This window comes from Streptomyces sp. NPDC017529 (assembly GCF_044329785.1).
Taxonomy (GTDB): domain Bacteria; phylum Actinomycetota; class Actinomycetes; order Streptomycetales; family Streptomycetaceae; genus Streptomyces.
This window is the reverse complement of record NZ_JBIRJY010000006.1, coordinates 469650-487035: the sequence shown is the minus strand read 5'-3', so window position 1 is coordinate 487035 and position 17386 is coordinate 469650. Positions and strand designations below refer to the sequence as shown.

The window sequence follows — 17386 nt, the reverse complement described above, 5'->3', positions numbered from 1 at the left end:
CTTGCCGGGCCCCACACGTACCGACCTCCCCGGACGGAGAGATCCATGAGCGTCCCCGCAACCGTGCCCGTGTCCGTGTCCGTGCCCGCCGCTTACGAGACCTCGATCGCCGACACACCGGACCGGATACGCGCCGCTCAGCGCCTGCGCCACCGCGTCTTCGGCGAGGAACTGGGCGCCACCTTGCACTCGCCCCTGGCGGGCCACGACATCGACGCCGTCGACGACCTCGCGGACCACCTGATCGTCACGGACACCGCCACCGGCGACGTGGTCGGCACCTACCGGCTGCTGCCGCCGGGACGCAGCGAACGCCTCTACTCCGACGGCGAGTTCGACCTGACGGCGCTCGCCGCGCTGCGCCCCTCGCTCATCGAGGCGGGGCGCTCCTGCGTCCACCCCGACCACCGCGGCGGCGCGGTCATCAACCTCATGTGGGCCGCGCTGGCCCGCTACACCCTGCTCTCCGGCCACCGCTACCTGGCGGGCTGCGCCTCCGTGCCGCTGGGCGACGGCGGCGCCGCCGCGGCCGCCGCGTGGGAACTGGGCCGGACCCGGCACGCCGCACCGCGCGGGCTGCGCGTCACCCCGCACCGGCCGTGGCGGTACGCGGGACCCGCGCCGGACACACGCCCGAACCCGTCGCTGCTCCCGCCGCTGCTGCGCGGATACCTGCGGATCGGCGCGTGGGTGTGCGGGCCGCCCGCGCACGACCCCGAGTTCGACGTGGCCGACTTCTTCGTGGTGCTGGACATGGAGCGCCTCAACGACCGCTACCGCCGCTTCTTCCTCGGCGGCGAACCGGCCGGCCGGCCGGACCGGAAGGGCTCGTCGGCCGGGAGCCGGGCGTGAGTACCTGGGAGGTACGGTCCGAGTGCACACCGGGTTGCGCGGCACACGCCGCGCCCCGCGTCCCGGCCGCCGAGGCGGCCCGGCGCTGCGCCGCGTTCGCGCGCGCCGCGGGCCGGGCGCTGCGGGACGGCGAGCGGATGGCCGAACCGGCGCGGCTGCGGGCGCACGCGCGCTCGGTGCTCGCGGCGATCGGCGTACGGCTCGACGTCGCCACCCCGCCGGACACGGCGGGCCTCGTGGTCCGGGAAGCGCGCCTGCCGGGCTCTTCGGGACCGCCCCCCGGCACCCTCGTCGTCGCCAACCACATCTCCTGGCTCGACATCCCCGCCCTCCTCGCGGTCGAGCCGGTGACCCTGCTCGCCAAGCGGGAGGTCGGCGAATGGCCGCTGGTCGGCGCCCTCGCCCGCCGCGCCGGCACCCGTTTCATCGACCGCGCCCGGCCGCGCCAACTGCCCGCGACTGTGGCAAGTCTGGCGGGACTCCTGCGCTCCGGCCGTTCGGTGGCGGTGTTCCCGCAGGCCAGCACATGGTGCTCGGCCGCGTACGGCGCCTTCCGCCGGGCCACGTTCCAGGCGGCGCTGGACGCGGGCGCTCCCGTACGGCCGGTGACACTCTCGTACGACCAGCTGGGGCTGCCCAGTACGGTCGCGGGGTTCCTCGGCGACGAGGAATTCCTGTCCTCCGTACGGCGGGTGGTCCGCGCGCGCGGCCTGACGGTGCGCGTCACCGTGCACGAGCCGCTGGACCCGCGCCCCGGCACCGACGACCGGCGCGCGCTGGCGGACCTCGCACGCGCGGCCGTCAGCAGCCGGGATCAGGCGGTCGGTACGTACTTGTAGCCGACGCGGCGCACGGTCACGATCGTCGACCGCTGGTCCGCGCCCAACTTGCGGCGCAGCCTGGCGACATGCACGTCCACCGTCCGTCCGTCACCGACGTGCCCGTACCCCCACACCGTGGTCACCAGCTGGTCGCGGGTGTGCACCCGGTGCGGGTGGGCGACGAGGTGGGCGAGCAGCTCGAATTCGAGGTACGTCAGGTCCAGCGGGCGGCCGTGCACGTGCACCGTCCGCTGCTCGGGGTCGATCCGTACGGCCTCGTTGCCGGTGACGGCCGGCACGGCGGTGTCCGGGCCGCCGGGCGGCACCGGCACGGCGCCCGGCACCTGCTCCGCCGGTACGAGGACGAGGTAGCCGACCATCGGCGGCTGCCCCGGCAGGGCGGGCAGGCTGTGCTGCGGCGCCGGCAGCCAGGTCGCGCCCGAGGTGAGCAGGTCGGCGACCGGTGGCAGCTCGTCGGGCGCCACGGCACGCAGGCGCTGTCGCTGCCGTCCGGGCACGCCGGGGACGGAGGGGGCGGCGGCCGCCGCAGCGGAAGCGGAAGCGGCCGGCAGGGTGCGGAGGTTCGTCATGATGGGTCAGCTCTTTCGCGCAGAGAGGCGTCGGGGACGTCGTGCGCGCGGGCAGGGCTGGGGACGCGGTGGAAGGCGTCGGTGAGGCGTGTGCGGGCCCGCGCTCAGTGCGCGCGGCAACACAGACGGTCGAAGTGGTGCCCCTGCCGGGACGGCCAGAAAGGCTCAAGGTCGCTGCGACCCGTCGCGGTGTCGGTAAGGCTGGCCATGCCCCCATTCAACCAGACCGTTCTTGATCTGTCCCTCACGCGCCTTGCGGATTGACGCGAAGACGACGGCGCAGACGCTTCCTGAAAACGGCTCCCGCGCCCATGCCCAGCACCAGCGCCGTCAGGTGCCCCGCGTCCGTGAAGTCCCGCCGCTTGCTCAGCACCGGGCTCGCGCCGAGCGCCAGCAGCCCGGCGGTGGCCGCGGCCCGCGCGCCGCGGTGCGGTACGGAGACGGCGAGCGCGCCCACCGTGGCGTAGAAGCCGTAACTCGCGCCGACGTCCACGGCCCGTTCCGTTTCCGGGGTGACGGCCTGGTGCGACAGCGCGCGGGCCGCCCGCAGCCCGCCGTACACGAGCACGCTGGCACCGATGTGCCCGGCGGCGAACATCCCGGCCGCGCGCCGGGTGCCCCACGCCGCCTCGGCCGTGCCGAGCGCCGCGATCAGCGCCAGCCCGTACGGCACGGGCAGCGGGCTCTCCACGAACACGGCGCTGGTCGCCAGCGTCCGCCAGCGGCCCGCCCGCAGGTTGTCGACGTTGGTCGAGTGCGCGCGCAGCAGCTCGGCGCGCCGGTGCGCGGGCAGCCGCGCGGTGGCGTACGCGCCGAGCTGGACGGCGCCGACGTACAGCGGGGTGAGCCAGGGAGCGTAGGCGGAGGGCGCTTTCATGCCCTCCATCATCCCCGGCCCCTCCCGCCACCCGCCGGGGCGGGCCCCGGCGGGTGGCGGGAGGAAGCTCAGCCGAGCCGGATCTCGACCGGCTCGGCCGCGCCGCCGCGCACCGTGACGGCGGCGCCCGCGGTGCTCGCCACGCCGCCGCCCCGCTCCGACCGGCACTCGACGGTGTAGCTGCCGTCGGGCCCTGCGGAGAGGGCGAAGCGTCCCTCGTCGTCGGTGAGCGCGGCCACGTCGGGGAAGGACCCCGGGCCCGCGGCCAGGTACACCCGGGCGTCCGGGACGGCCCGGCCGTCCGCGTCCACCACGACTCCGGAGATCACCGCCATATCGGGACCTTTCATCCGTTCACTGTTGCCGTACGGTCACGCCTTCCACGCCACGTAGTTGTTGTACACCGGCGTGGTGATGCGGGTGCCCGAGTTGGTGACCGCGCCGCCGTACGCGTGGATCGCGATGCCGTACCGGCCGCCGTTGTAGAAGTGGTAGACGGAGCTGCCGCTCTGGCCGCCCGCCGTGTCGATGTCGTAGTACACCTTGCGCGGACCGACGGAGGCCACGCCGCGCGCGTCGTACCACTGCGTACCGGCCGGCTTGTCGCCCGGGTAGCCGGAGATGTTGCCGACGGTCTTGAGCAGGTCGGCGTCGGACCACACGCCGAAGCCGAACCAGCCGGTGGTGTTGCCGAGGTTGGTGGGCAGGATGATCGCGCCGTAGTCGTAGTTCTGGTCGCCGTTGTTGGACCAGCCGCTGACCGTACGGAAGCTGGTGCTGGTGACGACGCCGTACGGGAGGGTGTTGCCGTTGCGGCCCGGCATCACGTTGATGCTCTTGACCCAGCCGTCGCGCCCGGCGACACCGCTGTTTTTGATGTAGACGACGTGCCCCGCGGTGGCCAGGGTGTGCGGGCCGATGAACCAGCCCGTCCCGATCCAGCGGGAGTTGTCCGCCGCGGTGATCAGCAGCGAGCAGTGCACCCGCCACGGATACACGGACGTGTCGGTGATCTGCACCCGGTCGTCCGGGCCGTGCACGGTCTCGGCGGCCACCGGGGGCGGGCCGAAGGACGCCTCCCCGATGTCCGGCAGCGCGGCGGTCGGCGGCTGCCACAGCTGCTCGGGCGTGCCTTCGGGACGGCTGTAGCCACGCACGTTCTCCAGGCCGTCGGCGGTGCCCCTGGCCGTGTCGCCCTGCGGGCCCTCGGACGGCGGCTGTACGGCCAGTTCCTCGGCGGTGTAGACGACTTGCTGTTCCTCCGGCTCGTTCGACACGGCGGTGTGGAACTCGATCGGCATTGCTGTCACCGAGCCTCTCGGTTCTCGGGGTGCACTGAGGGAGTCCTTCGCGAAGGAGTTCTCTCCTTGTACTGCCGCCACCGGAAGCGGACAACGAAAGTTGCGGCGAATTCTTGTGGATAGCCCTGTACTACGTCTTCCGTCCCGAACTGTTCCGGCAACAGCACGAGGCGACCCGTAAAGACAGATGGGCGCGACACGGAGAAGGGGGCCGCTCCGCGCGTGCTCGCCGGTGGGGATCCGCCTACTTGTGGTCCCTGAGGAAGGCAGGGATGTCGGCTCGGCCCGGGTAGTCGGGCAGCGGTGCGGGCTTGTCCTGGAGGAACGCGGTGATGACGGCCGCTGCTCGTTGGTCGTTGTCACCCAGGCCGTTCCACATGTGGTGGCCGACGCCGGGCATGTACTGGGTGCGCTGGACGGCGGGGTTGTCCGCGAGGATGGCCGTCTGCCACTGCCGGACCTGGGAGGAGCACTCGGCGATCATCAGCATCGCGGGTGTCCGGGAGCGCCTCAGCCGAGGGGCGATGGACGGGGAGTCTTTGATCGTTTGCTGGATGCGGAGGCTGGCGGCGGCGCTGAAGGTGAAGTTCTGTGCCGTGTCCTCGACCGGGATGCGGTGCGCGTCCCGCGCGCAGTAGCCGGAGGCGGTGTCGCTGCCGAGGTCGGCGGCGGTGAAGGCGTTGTCGCCCTCCGCCTGCCCTACCAGCCCGTTGTCCGGGCTGAGCAGTCCGAGCCGCATGAGGCCGAACGCGACCGCGTACCGCGGGACGTGTGTGGAGCGCGGTCCGGCCATGGCCGGTGCGATGCCCCGGGCCGACGGCCGGCCCTTCTGCTCCGCGAACCGGGTACCGGGGCCGTCCACCGGTCCCGGCTCGGCGATGACCGCCCGGCGCAGGCGGGCGGCGATGGCCGGGTCGGCCAGCGCGCGGGTGAGTACGACCGCGCCCGCGGAGAACCCCAGCACGTCGACGCGGCGCTTGCCGAACTTCTCGGCGAAGGCGCCGAGGTCGTGAACGGACCGGGTGATCGAGTACTGGTTCATGGGCAGCAGGTCGCTGCGGCCGCCGCCGGCCTGCTCGTAGGCGTACACGTCGTAGCCCTGCCCGGCGAGCCGCTGTAGGAAGTGGTGGTCGAGCACCGAGATGCCCCGTACCGGCCCGCCGTTGAGGTAGACGAGCGGCACGTGGTGCCGGGGGCTGCCGCCGGTGGGCGGGTAGTGGTAGACCGCGACCCGGCTGCCGGTGGACAGGCGCCAGTGCTCGGTGGTCACGAACGGCAGGGCGGGCGGGTGGCGGCGCGTCGTGGGGACGGTGGGGACGCACACCGACAGCGTCAGGGCCGTGGCGACGAGTACCGGCAGGAACGGCACCAGCCGTCCCCGCCAGGAGCGGCGGCGGCCCCGCCACAGCGCCGCGACGACCGCGACCGCGACGGTCGCGGCCCATGCGGGGAGCCCCGATCCCGCGCCGTCGGTGGCGACGAGCAGCGCCAGGAAGAAGGCGATCAGCCCCGCCGCCGCGGCGGCGGCCGCCAGCAGGAGGCCGGTGATGCGTAAGGAGTGTCGGGCGGACGGTGCCATGGCGATCTCTCCCAGCTTTTTGAAACGCCGTTTTGAAACGATGTTATCAGCGCCGGTACACTGGTCCGCGTGGGAAGGCCGAGAACGAACGACGACGCCGTCAGAGACCGGCTCGTGGCATGCGCGACCGAGATGTTCGCCACCCGTCCCCAGGAGTCGGTCACGGTCCGCGCGCTGGCCGCCGCCGCCGGAACGTCGACGGCGGCGGTCTACACGTTGTTCCAGGGGAAGGACGGGCTGATCCGCGAGGTGCGCGACCAGGCGGTCGCCGGCCTCTTCCAGGACCTGACGGCCGTTCCCGGCTCGGATACCGCCCTGGAGGACCTGTACGCGCTGGCCGTGGCGTATCGCCGGTGGGGACGCGAACACCGCCACCTGTACGCGGTGTTGTTCGGTGGCGCGCAGTCCTTCGTACCGTCGTCCCGGGTCGGCGACCGCGACCCGGTGCGGCCGCTTGTCGCGGCGATCGACCGCGCCGTGGCGGACGACGTCCTCGCGGGCGACACCACACTGATCGCCGTCTCGCTGTGGGTCGCCCTGCACGGGCTCGTGACCCTCGAACTCGCCGGCGCCCTCGAAGGCGACGCGGCCGAGACCGCGTTCCGGTCAACGGTCGATGCCGTACTGCGCGGCTGGGCGACCCCCGCCGCCCTCCCCGGCCTCCGGCGCACCGGCATGGCGTCCTGAAGCGGTTGCCGCGTAGAGGGCAACACCTCCGACAGGCACACTGGCGGGCATGACGACGACCTTGCGCATCGGACTTCTCGGTACCGGCCCCTGGGCGCAGCGCGTCCATGCCCCCGCCCTCGCCGCGCACCCCGGCGTCGCCTTCACGGGCGTATGGGGGCGGCGCCCGGAAGCGGCCGCCGCGCTGGCCGCGCAGCACGGGGTCCGTCCGTACGCGACCCCGGAAGAGCTGTTCGCCGACACCGACGCCCTCGCCATCGCCCTGCCGCCCGCCGTCCAGGCGGACCTCGCCGTACGGGCCGCCGACGCCGGCCGGCACCTCCTCCTGGACAAGCCGGTCGCCACCACCGTTCCCGAGGCGCGGGCGGTGGCCGAGGCGGCGGAACGGGCGGGCGTCGCCTCGGTCGTCTTCTTCACCGCGCGCTTCGGGATCGCGGAGGGGGAGTGGGTGGACCGGGCGGTCGCGGCCGGCGGCTGGTTCACCGCGCACGCCGACTGGCTCGGCTCGGTCTTCGGCGCCGACAGCGACAGCCCGTACGCGGCCTCGCCCTGGCGCCGCGAGAAGGGCGCCCTGTGGGACGTCGGCCCGCACGCGCTGTCCCTGCTGCTCCCGGTACTCGGCGACGCCGAGCAGGTCACGGCCGTCCGCGGCCCCGGCGACACCGTGCTGCTCGCGCTGAGGCACGCGGGCGGCGCGGCGAGTTCGGCGACGGTCAGCCTGACCGCGCCGCGGGCGGCGTCCGGTGTGAACGTCACGCTGTACGGCACTTCGGGCACCACCACGCTCCCGCGCCGCCAGGACGGCCCCGAGGTGGCCTACCGGCGCGCTGTGGACGCGCTCCTCGCCTCCGTACGCACCGGCGAAGGGCACGCCTGCGACGCGCGCTTCGGGCTGCGCGTCACGGAGGTGCTGGCGGCGGCGGAGGCGTCGTTCGCGCCGCTCGGGGGGAGCGGGGAATGGCCGAAGGGGTGACCCGGCCATCGCGGTCCGGCAAAAAGGGCGGGCCGATTCCCGCAGCCCGCCGCTAACGTCGTGATCGCGCCCTCGGCGCTCCCCATCCGCACGCACCGCGCGCGCCGCGTCGCCGCCGCGCGCGGTGCGTTGTACGACAAGGAGGCGCAACACATGACAGGGTTCACGAGTTACGTCGAAAGCATTCTGAAGAAACTGGCGGACAACCCCGGGCACCGGGTCCTGACCACGGCCGAAGGGCGGGACATCACCGCCGCCGAATTCCACGACGGCGTGCACCGGATGGCGGCGGAGCTGGCCGACCGCGGCCTCGTACGCGGCCGTACGGTCTCGATGCTGGCCGGTAACCGGCCGGAGGCGCTGTCCGCCAGGTACGCGGTCAACCTGCTGGGCGCCAGGATCGTACTGCTCTACGAGGGGCAGGCCCCCGAGACCCAGGCGCGCATCGTGGCGAGCGCCGAGACCGAGCTGCTGCTCGTCGGCCCGGAATCGGCCAAGCCCGCCGCCGAGTTGCTTTCCCACCTGGACGGCGCCGCGCCGAAGGTGCTGACGCTGGGGCCCGGCGCCACCGGCCTCGACGCCGAAGACCTCACCGCCGCTGCCGCCGCCCGCCCCTCGGGACGCACGGTCGAGAGCGCGGCCCGCGCCGACGACGACTGGTGCATCCGCTACACCGGCGGAACGACCGGTGTGCCCAAAGGCATCCAGATGGCGCACGGCCCCTACGCGGAGGCGGTGGCCTACCCCTTCGAGTCGGCCGGCGACCCGTCCCGCTTGCTCGTCTGCACCTCGCTGGCCCACCTGGCCGGGCAGCTGTCCGACATGACGCTGGCGGCCGGCGGCAGCGTCGTACTCCAGGAGGGCTTCGAACCCGGTGCGGTCCTCGCCGCGATGGAGCGTGAGCGCATCACCCACCTGTGGCTACTGCCGCCCCTCCTCTACCAACTGATTGACCACCCCTCCCTGGCCACCACCGACCTCAGCAGCCTCACCCGCATTACCTACGGCGGCTCCCCGTCGTCCCCCGCCCGGCTGCGCCAGGCAATGGAGAGGCTCGGCCCGGTCCTGTACGGCTGGTACGGGCAGTCCGAGGCGCTGCTGCTCACCGAGATGGGCCCGGCGGAGCACGGCATCACCGGACAGGGCGGCCAGATCACCGTCGGCCGGCCCGTACCCGGCGTGGACATCGAGATCCGCGACGAGGAAGGACGCCCCCTCCCGCCCGACACCAGCGGCGAGGTGTACGTCCGCTCCCGGGGCATGATGACCGGCTACTGGAAGAAGCCCGAGCTGACCGCGCAGGTCGTCCGCGACGGCTGGGTGCGCACCGGGGACGTCGGCTACCTGGACGAGGCCGGCTACCTCTTCCTGATGGACCGGGTCAAGGACGTGATCATCGTCGTGGGCGGCCACGTCTACCCCGGCGAACTCGAAGACCTGCTGCACACCCACCCGGACGTCGCGCACTGCGCGGTCTTCGGCGTGACCACCGCGGACCGGGTCGAGGAGGTGCACTGCGTCGTCGTCCCCACGCCGGGGCGCACGGTCGACCCCGAGGCGATCACCGAGTTCGTCGTGGCGCACAAGGGAGCCATGTACGCGCCGCGCGCCGTGCACCAGGCCGGCCGCATCCCCCTCACCTCCGTCGGCAAGCCCGACAAGAAGCGCCTCCAGGCCGACGTGCTGGGGCGGGGAGACGGCGTGCGGTAAAGACAGGGGGCGGGCAGAGCGCAGGGGCCGGGGGGCGGGGAGTGCCCAACCGTCATCGATTCCTCACACAATGCGAGACACGGCGTCACGAGCGTCGCGCACCATGGTGGCGACCCCTCCCGCCGTACGCTTTCGACGAGCGTCCGCTTCGCCAGCCGCTTCGGAGACCCCGCCCCATGACACGAGTGCTCCTGATCGAGGACGACCCGGCCGTACGCCAGGGCGTCGTCCTCGCGCTGCGCCGCCGAGGCCACGAGGTCGAGGCGGCCGCCAGCGGCGAGGCCGGGCTCCCCGCGCTGGAGCGCTTCCGGCCGGAGCTGGTGCTGCTGGACCTGATGCTGCCCGGCATGAGCGGCCTGGAGGTGTGCCGCCGCATCCGGGAGACACAGCAGATCCCGATCATCATCCTGTCCGCGCGCGGCGACGACATCGACATGGTCGTCGGGCTGGAGGCCGGCGCGGACGACTACGTGGTCAAGCCGGCGAGCGGTGAGGTGCTCCAGGCGCGGATGCGGGCGGTGCTGCGGCGCGTGGCGTCGCCGGGGGAGGGGGACGGGACCGGGGCCGACGCGCGGGAGCCAGGGCCGCCCGGCACCGCCGCCCCCTCCACTCAGACGTACGGGGCACTGACCGTGGACCGCTCCGCGCTGCTGGTCGCCAAGAACGGCAGGGAAGTCGTGCTGGCCCCCAGCGAACTGAAGCTGCTGCTCTTCCTGTCCGACTCGCCAGGCCGGGTCTTCAGCCGCCAGCAACTCCTCGAACAGGTCTGGGAGCACAGCTTCTACGGGGACGCGAGGCTGGTGGACGCGTGCGTGATGCGGCTCCGCGCCAAGATCGAGGACGACTCGCGGGCACCCGCGTACGTCCAGACGGTACGCGGGTTCGGCTACCGCTTCGGGCCCCTTTGAGCACCCGCGGGGAGGAGACGCCGCCGGACGGCCGTCCGGCACGCTCTGCACCGTCGCGCGGCCGGGAGCGGCTGGCCGCCGCGTACACCCGCTTCCGCGGGTTGCGCACCCGCCTCATCGTCGGGTTCCTCATCGTCTCGGCGCTCAGCGCGCTGATCACCGCGGCGCTCACCTTCCGGCAGGCCCGTACCGCGATACTGGCCCGCACCCAGAACACGGCCGTGCACGACCTGCGCGCCCAGCTGGAATCCCTCGGACCCGACCTGCCCTTCCCGCCCCGGCGCGAGGACCTGCAGAACCTCGTCGTGCAGCTCGACCGGGCCGGTGGCTCCCGCAACTGGCGCACCTACGCGCAGTACGAGGACGGCCCGGTCGTCCCGCGGCCGTGGCGCGGCGGCCGTGACGCGGTCACCGACGGCCTGCGCGCGTCGGTCCGCGACCACCACGCGCCCATCTTCCAGCGCGTGGACCGCGGGGGGAAACCCTGGCTGGCGATCGGCATGCCGGTGGACTTCACCGACGCGCGGGCTTCGGCGGCCGGGGGGCGCTCCTCCGAGGGCGGGCGGGGCGCGGCGCCGTCCGGCTCCGCGGCGCCGTCCTCCGCGCCCGGCAAGGGCAAGCCCTCCGGCCTCGTCGTCTACGCCGAGTTCAGCCTCGCCGACGAGAAGGCCGACGTCGACGCGCTGGTCACCGCCGCACAGGCGGGCGCGCTGCCCGCCCTCGCGCTGGCCGTCGTCCCCGCGCTGTTCGCCGCCCGCCGCGTACTGCTGCCCGTACGCCGGCTGCGCGAGGCCGCCGAACGCATCACCTCGGGAGAGCTGGACACCCGCTCCCCGGTGACCGGCCGGGACGAACTCGCCGACCTCACCGTCACCTTCAACGACATGGCCCGCGCCCTGGAGAAGGACGACGCCGAACTGCGTCGCATGGAGGCCAACGCCCGCCGCTTCGCCGCCGACGTCTCGCACGAGCTGCGCACCCCGCTGGCCGCGATGTCCGCCGTCACCGAGGTCCTCGACGAGGACGCCGCCCGGCTGGATACCGACACGGCCGACGCCGTACGCCTCATCAGCGGCGAGACCGCCAAACTCGCCCGCATGGTGGAAGACCTGATAGAGGTCTCGCGCTTCGACGCGGGCGCCGCCGACCTGCACCTCGACGAGATCGACGTCGCCGTCGCGCTGCGCAAGACGCTCCAACTGCGCGGCTGGCAGGACCAGGTCGACACCGAGCTGCCCGACGGCCTGCGGGCCCGCTTCGACCCGCGCCGCATCGACGTGGTCGTGGCCAACCTGGTCGGCAACGCGCTGCGGCACGGCGGTACGCCGGTACGGCTGACGGCGTACGCCGGAACGGGACGGTTGCGTATCGACGTCGCCGACCGGGGGCCCGGCATCGCCCCGGAGGCCCTGCCCCACGTGTTCGAGCGCTTCTACAAGGCCGACGCCGCCCGCGTACGCTCCGGCGGCAGCGGCCTGGGCCTGGCCATCGCGATGGAGAACGTACGGCTGCACGGGGGGACCCTGCGGGCGGCCAACGCGCCGGACGGGGGAGCGGTGTTCAGCGTGGACGTGCCGCTCGATCCGCTGGCGGGACCCGGACAGCCCGCACCAGCGCCCGCACCCGGCACCGATAATCCCGGCCCTGTCCCCGCCCCCGCCCCCGAGGACCACCCATGAGGAGCCCGACCCGGCCGACCCCGTCCGCGGCCCTGTACCTGATCCTCTTCACCGCCACGGCGGTTCTCCTCTTCCCCCTCCTCGCCGGCTGCGGCATCACACCGACCGGCTACGTACAGGCAGGCGCCCCCGCCCAGGGCGTCCCGCAACCGGGCAGCTCGACCTACACCGCCCGCATCTTCTTCCTCTCGCCCGTCGGCATCCACGCCGCCGCCCGCCCGGCCGACGGCCCGGTCGGCCCCCAGGAGGCCCTGGACCTACTGGTGAAGGGGCCGACCGCAGCCGAACGGGCGCGCGGACTGGTCAGCGCGCTGCCGCCGATGCCCGGCCGCCTCACCGCCGTCCCCGCGAGCGGCGCGGTGAGCGTCTTCCTTCCCGTACCGGTCTCCCGTATGGAGGCGACCGCCGTCCACCAGATCGCCTGCACCGCGGCCAACGCCGACCTCCCCGGCGGCCGCCCGGCCACCGAAGTGGACGTGCGCATGTACGAACCGGCGAGCCGGGACACCCCCTGGACGCTGCGCTGCTCCAGCAACGGAATCGCCTTGCCCACCGCCGTTCCCGGCTCCTCCGCACCGCCCGCTCCCACTCCCGCCCCGAACGGCTCCGGCGGCCCCGCGACGCGCTGACGGCACTCCCGTCCGGCGGCCCCAAGCAGTGCCTGACCAGGGGGCTTTGTCAGTGGTGGCCACTAAAATTGGCAGCAGTAAGGAAGCAGTCCCGGACTCGTCCAGGACCGCTACTTCGCCGTCCCAGGAGGTTGCCGATGGCCGTAGCCACACTGTCCACGAACCCCGCCGTACCGAAGCCGAGCAGGTACGGCAAGACCGCCACGCGACGGACGGTCCGCACCCCCGCGGTGGCCAGGCCCGTAGCGAAGAAGCCGCTGCCCGCCGGCCTCCCGCGCGAGTGGTACGAGGCCCACAACCGCCGCCTGAAGGCCATGCGCCTGGCGATAGCCCTGCTCGACGGCGGTGTCTACACCCCGGAGCGCGCCCGCAACCGCACCATCCGCTCCACCGCGGCCCGTATCGGAGTGCACCCGCCCTCCAATACGACCTGCCGCATGGTCCGTTCCCTGATCATTGAGAACGCCCGCTGAGGCGGCAGGCGCCGCACCGGCGCGCAACCACGGGTGACGACTCCAACCGCCCCTGACCGGCCTCCCGTCCCGACCTGACCTGATCGGCCCCTCCCGGCCACTACCCGGGAGGGGCCACTGGCGTGCCCGCACGCCGTCCAGCGCGCGGAAACGATTACCCGGCGGTGCTCGCACACGCCGACCGCGGCACCAGCCGAGCCGCCGAAGTCCCGACCCCGGTAGGCCGCCCGACCCACTCCCGCACCCCGGCACCGACCTCGTCTCTCGTCTCCCGGCCCCTCCCGTGCCCCTTGTGCCGGATCAGGTCCTCCTCGCGGTAACGCCGGCACCCTTGGTGCCACGTCAGAATCCCCGACATCCAGTTCTCCAGCTCCTTCACGTACCCGTCCAGCAAGGCGCGCGCCTCACCCGGCAAGGCGAAGTCGTCATAGAGCACCGGCAGTTCATTCGCCGCCACATGCTGGAACTCCCGCATACGGGACGTCATCAGGTCGTGGACGATCGCGAGCGCCGTCGGATAGTCGCAGCCGAAGAAGTTCTGCACCACGAGGATCCCGTTGTGCACCTCGCCCTCGTACTCGATCTCCTTCTGGTACGAGAACACGTCGTTGAGCAGCGTCGCGTAGTCGACGGCGGCGTTCTCCAGCGAACGCATCGGCCCACTGAGGTAAACCTCCTCCGGCACCCGCCGCCCATGCCCGATACGACTCAGGCTCATCGTCATGTCAGAACCGAACGTCGCCCGCCGCATCTCGATGTAGTCCACCGGATCGGGAATGTGATGCAGCGCCTGGTTCTCCAGTTCCCATATCCATCCGGCCGTCATCACCTCCACGCTGTCCCGGAACGTCTTCCGCGCCGCGGCATCCATCGACTCCGTCGTACGGACCCACAGATCCGCCAGCCCGCGCTCCATCGCGTTCGCCGGCTCCGGCGCGGCCTCACCGTCCTCCACGGGCATACACGCCGAAAGCCGCGCGGTGCACGCCTTCGCCCCGGCCAGGTCCCGCGTCGCCCCGAACACCGCCGGGTAGTAGTCGTCCCCGTACGTCCCCCACGTCAGCCACTGCGACCCGAGATCCAGCTCTTCCGGCGTCGCCTCGGGGTGCAGACCGGCGGCACACAACGGAAAGTCGTAGTCCGCCACTTTCTCGGCGCTCCAGACATCCGACAGCGGCACCCCCGCCTGCGGCCGCAACATCCCCATCTGCCGCGCCCACTCCACCGCGTTCACCCGCGCCCCGTCCAAGTGCGGGCTGAGCGTCGTCTTGAACGGCATGTAGAAGTCGGGCAGCTGCGAGGGCCCCACCCGCTGGAACGGCACATGCGTGGAATTCCGCACCCGCTTCGCCCCGGTGACCGCCACCGCCCTCCGCACGTCAACGGCCGAAGTCCCCACCCCGCCGAACGCAAACGGCGACCAGCCGCCCTTCTCAGCCGCCGCCCCACCCCCATTCATGTACCGACTGGACCGCATATGCCACTCGTGCCCACCCGACTGCCAGTCCTGCAAACCCTTGGCATAAGCCAGCACACTCGCGCACTCCGGCGGCATCAGCCCCTTCTCGGCGAAAAGCACCGGCAGCTCCGTCACCACCGTCTTCTCGAACTGCTGCACCCGCGAAGTGATCAGGTCGTTGACGGCGTCCGCCGCCTCCTGGGTCGTGCACCCGAGGAAGTTCTCCAGCACCAGCACCCCATTACTGAGCTCCCCCTCCTCCTCGGTCTCCCGCTGGTACGAGAACACGTCGTTCCGCAGATGCACCGCGTCCGCGAACGCGTCCTTGAGCACCCGCAACGGTCGCGACCCGGCAACCGAAGCCGGCACCTCGGCCCCCGCCGCGAACTCCACCAGCCCCGCCGACCACGGGGCGCCGCCGACCTTCCGTCGCATCTCGATGTACTCGACGGGATTCGGCAACCGCCCCGCGTTGATATTCGAAAGCTCCCACAGCGACTCGTTCAGCAGATGCTCGGTGCTCTCCCGGAACCGCGCCCGCCAGTCCGCCGACATCGAAGGCACCGTACGCGCCCACAGATCCGCCAATCCAGCCTCCACCGGATTGCTCGGCTCCGGCACCGCCGCCCCCGGATCCATCGGCATGAACAACGGCAGCCGGTCCAGGTACGCCTTCCCGCCCACCCGGTCCTGCGTCCGCTTGAACGCCTCCAGGAAATGGTCGTCGAAGAAGAACACCCACACATACCAGTCCGTCACCAGCGCCAGCACATCCGCCGAGCAATCCGGATGCGTATACGCGCACAACAACGCGTAATCATGTGCATCCAGATCCCCCTCCTCCCAAATCCCCGACCCCTCTAGCATCCCCATCCCCCGAGCCCACTCCTTGGAATGCCGCCGGGCCTCCTCCACATGCGCATTCAACCGAGCCGGATACGGCAGATAAAACCCCGGCAATTCAAACGGCTGCCCCACCACGACCTGCCTTTCGTCGTCTTGTCCCACGCGGTCCCACGACCGGCGCCCCAGGAAGCCGCCCCCGCCAACTCCCCCCACACGCCCGCCAGCGGCCACACCTCTACCCACCACCAGCCCCAGCTATCCCCCCTATTGACATTTCGCAAGGGTGTGTGGTTAGAGCGCGCACGACAAAGCCGTCGGCCGTGCCTTCCAGGAGGAAGGCACGGCCGACGGCTGGAGACCACTCGGGTGAACGGGCCGGGGAGCCCGGTTCGGCCTGTGGGTTTTAGATGTCGAAGTACAGCTCGAACTCGTGGGGGTGGGGGCGGAGCTGGATCGGGGCGATTTCGTGGGTGCGCTTGTAGTCGATCCAGGTCTCGATGAGGTCGGAGGTGAAGACGCCGCCCTGCTGGAGGTACTCGTTGTCGGCTTCCAGGGCGTCGAGGACGGCCGGGAGGGAGGTGGGGACCTGGGGGACGCCCGCGTGCTCTTCGGGGGCGAGCTCGTAGAGGTCCTTGTCGATCGGCTCGGCGGGCTCGATCTTGTTCTTGACGCCGTCCAGGCCCGCGAGGAGGAGGGCGGAGAAGGCCAGGTACGGGTTCGAGGACGGGTCCGGGGCGCGGAACTCGACGCGCTTGGCCTTCGGGTTGGAGCCGGTGATCGGGATGCGCATCGCGGCGGAGCGGTTGCGCTGCGAGTACACCAGGTTGACCGGGGCCTCGAAGCCGGGGACCAGGCGGTGGTAGGAGTTCACCGTGGGGTTGGTGAAGGCCAGGAGGGAGGGGGCGTGCTTGAGGATGCCGCCGATGTAGTAGCGGGCGGTGTCCGAGAGGCCCGCGTAGCCCTGCTCGTCGTAGAAGAGGGGCTCGCCGCCGGACCACAGGGACTGGTGGACGTGCATGCCGGAGCCGTTGTCACCGAAGATCGGCTTGGGCATGAAGGTGGCGGTCTTGCCGTTGCGCCAGGCGACGTTCTTCACGATGTACTTGAAGAGCATCAGGTCGTCGGCGGCGGCGAGGAGGGTGTTGAACTTGTAGTTGATCTCCGCCTGGCCGGCGGTGCCGACCTCGTGGTGCTGGCGCTCGACCTTCAGGCCGGCCGCGTCCAGCTCCAGGGAGATCTCGGCGCGCAGGTCGGCGAAGTGGTCGACCGGGGGAGCCGGGAAGTAGCCGCCCTTGTAGCGGACCTTGTAGCCGCGGTTGTTGACCTCGGAGCCGGTGTTCCAGGCGCCGGCCTCGGAGTCGATGTGGTAGAAGGACTGGTTCGCCGACGTCTCGAAACGGACGTTGTCGAAGACGTAGAACTCCGCCTCCGGGCCGAAGAACGCGGTGTCGGCGATGCCGGTGGAGGCGAGGTAGGCCTCGGCCTTCTTCGCCACGTTGCGCGGGTCACGGCTGTACTGCTCGCCGGTGATCGGGTCGTGGATGAAGAAGTTGACGTTGAGCGTCTTGTCGCGGCGGAACGGGTCCACGCGGGCGGTGGAGAGGTCGGCGCGCAGCGCCATGTCGGACTCGTGGATGGCCTGGAAGCCGCGGATCGAGGAGCCGTCGAAGGCGAGCTCCTCGGTCGGGTCGAACGCCTCCGCCGGAACCGTGAAGTGCTGCATCACACCGGGCAGGTCGCAGAACCGGACGTCGACGAACTTGACGTCCTCGTCCGCGATGAACTTCTTGGCCTCATCGGCGTTCTGGAACATCCAACTCCTCCTAGCCCGGTCACCGGAGGTCGGCGGACGCGGGGTTGCTACTCGGAGCGCACCATGTGCGGTGGCGCGCTTGCCCGACCATAGGCAGGCGGGATTTCCCAAGCATGACCCATTTGTTTCGCCGAGGTTAACCGCCGCGCGGCCCTTTTCGGGGAGTGATGCGCGGGGAAGGAGGCGGGC

General features: G+C 72.0%; 16 protein-coding genes. 9 read left to right on the top strand and 7 right to left on the bottom strand.

Annotation, left to right across the window (positions count from 1 at the left end):
- The first annotated feature begins 45 nt into the window (after positions 1 to 45).
- Together ACH4K4_RS19125 and ACH4K4_RS19120 are read left to right on the top strand one after the other, a co-directional pair.
- Positions 46 to 852 carry a GNAT family N-acetyltransferase gene (locus ACH4K4_RS19125; protein ID WP_398168575.1) on the top strand — a complete coding sequence of 269 codons (807 nt, stop codon included), beginning with the start codon at positions 46 to 48 and terminating at the stop codon, positions 850 to 852.
- A complete protein-coding gene (locus tag ACH4K4_RS19120; protein WP_398168573.1) occupies positions 849 to 1691 on the top strand; it encodes a lysophospholipid acyltransferase family protein in 843 nt (280 codons plus the stop codon). The genes ACH4K4_RS19125 and ACH4K4_RS19120 overlap by 4 nt, the downstream gene beginning before the upstream one ends.
- Here the strand turns inward: ACH4K4_RS19120 and ACH4K4_RS19115 are convergent.
- From ACH4K4_RS19115 to ACH4K4_RS19095, 5 genes are all read right to left on the bottom strand, one after another.
- The gene (locus ACH4K4_RS19115; protein WP_398168572.1) at positions 1667 to 2263 is read right to left on the bottom strand and encodes a winged helix-turn-helix domain-containing protein; all 597 of its coding nucleotides are present in this window, start codon (positions 2261 to 2263) and stop codon (positions 1667 to 1669) included. The genes ACH4K4_RS19120 and ACH4K4_RS19115 overlap by 25 nt on opposite strands.
- Positions 2264 to 2507: 244 nt before the next feature.
- Positions 2508 to 3140, bottom strand: coding sequence for a rhomboid-like protein (locus ACH4K4_RS19110; RefSeq protein WP_398168570.1), 633 nt, complete (start codon positions 3138 to 3140; stop codon positions 2508 to 2510).
- Between the two features lie 68 nt (positions 3141 to 3208).
- Positions 3209 to 3490 (bottom strand): carboxypeptidase-like regulatory domain-containing protein, encoded by a 282-nt coding sequence (locus ACH4K4_RS19105; protein ID WP_398168569.1) that lies wholly within the window; start codon positions 3488 to 3490, stop codon positions 3209 to 3211.
- A gap of 21 nt (positions 3491 to 3511) precedes the next feature.
- Positions 3512 to 4441 carry a trypsin-like serine peptidase gene (locus ACH4K4_RS19100; protein ID WP_398168567.1) on the bottom strand — a complete coding sequence of 310 codons (930 nt, stop codon included), beginning with the start codon at positions 4439 to 4441 and terminating at the stop codon, positions 3512 to 3514.
- Between the two features lie 244 nt (positions 4442 to 4685).
- Positions 4686 to 6020 (bottom strand): alpha/beta hydrolase, encoded by a 1335-nt coding sequence (locus ACH4K4_RS19095; RefSeq protein ID WP_398168566.1) that lies wholly within the window; start codon positions 6018 to 6020, stop codon positions 4686 to 4688.
- Positions 6021 to 6089: 69 nt separating this feature from the next.
- Between ACH4K4_RS19095 and ACH4K4_RS19090 the strand changes: the two genes are divergently transcribed.
- From ACH4K4_RS19090 to ACH4K4_RS19060, 7 genes are all read left to right on the top strand, one after another.
- Positions 6090 to 6707, top strand: a complete 618-nt coding sequence (locus ACH4K4_RS19090; protein ID WP_398168564.1) for a TetR/AcrR family transcriptional regulator — start codon at positions 6090 to 6092, stop codon at positions 6705 to 6707.
- Positions 6708 to 6756: 49 nt separating this feature from the next.
- Positions 6757 to 7680, top strand: coding sequence for a Gfo/Idh/MocA family protein (locus ACH4K4_RS19085; protein ID WP_398168562.1), 924 nt, complete (start codon positions 6757 to 6759; stop codon positions 7678 to 7680).
- A 153-nt stretch (positions 7681 to 7833) separates the two neighbouring features.
- On the top strand, positions 7834 to 9390 hold the full coding sequence (locus ACH4K4_RS19080; protein ID WP_398168560.1) for an AMP-binding protein: 1557 nt from the start codon (positions 7834 to 7836) through the stop codon (positions 9388 to 9390).
- Positions 9391 to 9566: 176 nt separating this feature from the next.
- A complete protein-coding gene (locus ACH4K4_RS19075) occupies positions 9567 to 10298 on the top strand; it encodes a response regulator (RefSeq protein WP_398168559.1) in 732 nt (243 codons plus the stop codon).
- Positions 10299 to 10369: 71 nt separating this feature from the next.
- Positions 10370 to 11977: a sensor histidine kinase gene (locus tag ACH4K4_RS19070; protein WP_398168713.1), complete on the top strand. Its 1608-nt coding sequence runs from the start codon at positions 10370 to 10372 to the stop codon at positions 11975 to 11977.
- Positions 11974 to 12606, top strand: a complete 633-nt coding sequence (locus ACH4K4_RS19065; RefSeq protein WP_398168557.1) for a hypothetical protein — start codon at positions 11974 to 11976, stop codon at positions 12604 to 12606. The genes ACH4K4_RS19070 and ACH4K4_RS19065 overlap by 4 nt, the downstream gene beginning before the upstream one ends.
- A 137-nt stretch (positions 12607 to 12743) precedes the next feature.
- Positions 12744 to 13079 carry a hypothetical protein gene (locus tag ACH4K4_RS19060; protein ID WP_398168555.1) on the top strand — a complete coding sequence of 112 codons (336 nt, stop codon included), beginning with the start codon at positions 12744 to 12746 and terminating at the stop codon, positions 13077 to 13079.
- A gap of 154 nt (positions 13080 to 13233) precedes the next feature.
- Here the strand turns inward: ACH4K4_RS19060 and ACH4K4_RS19055 are convergent, their stop codons facing one another.
- Complete coding sequence (locus ACH4K4_RS19055) at positions 13234 to 15516, bottom strand: germacradienol/geosmin synthase (protein ID WP_398168712.1); 2283 nt, start codon at positions 15514 to 15516, stop codon at positions 13234 to 13236.
- A gap of 271 nt (positions 15517 to 15787) precedes the next feature.
- A complete protein-coding gene (glnA, locus tag ACH4K4_RS19050) occupies positions 15788 to 17197 on the bottom strand; it encodes a type I glutamate--ammonia ligase (RefSeq protein WP_398168553.1) in 1410 nt (469 codons plus the stop codon).
- Between the last annotated feature and the right edge of the window lie 189 nt (positions 17198 to 17386).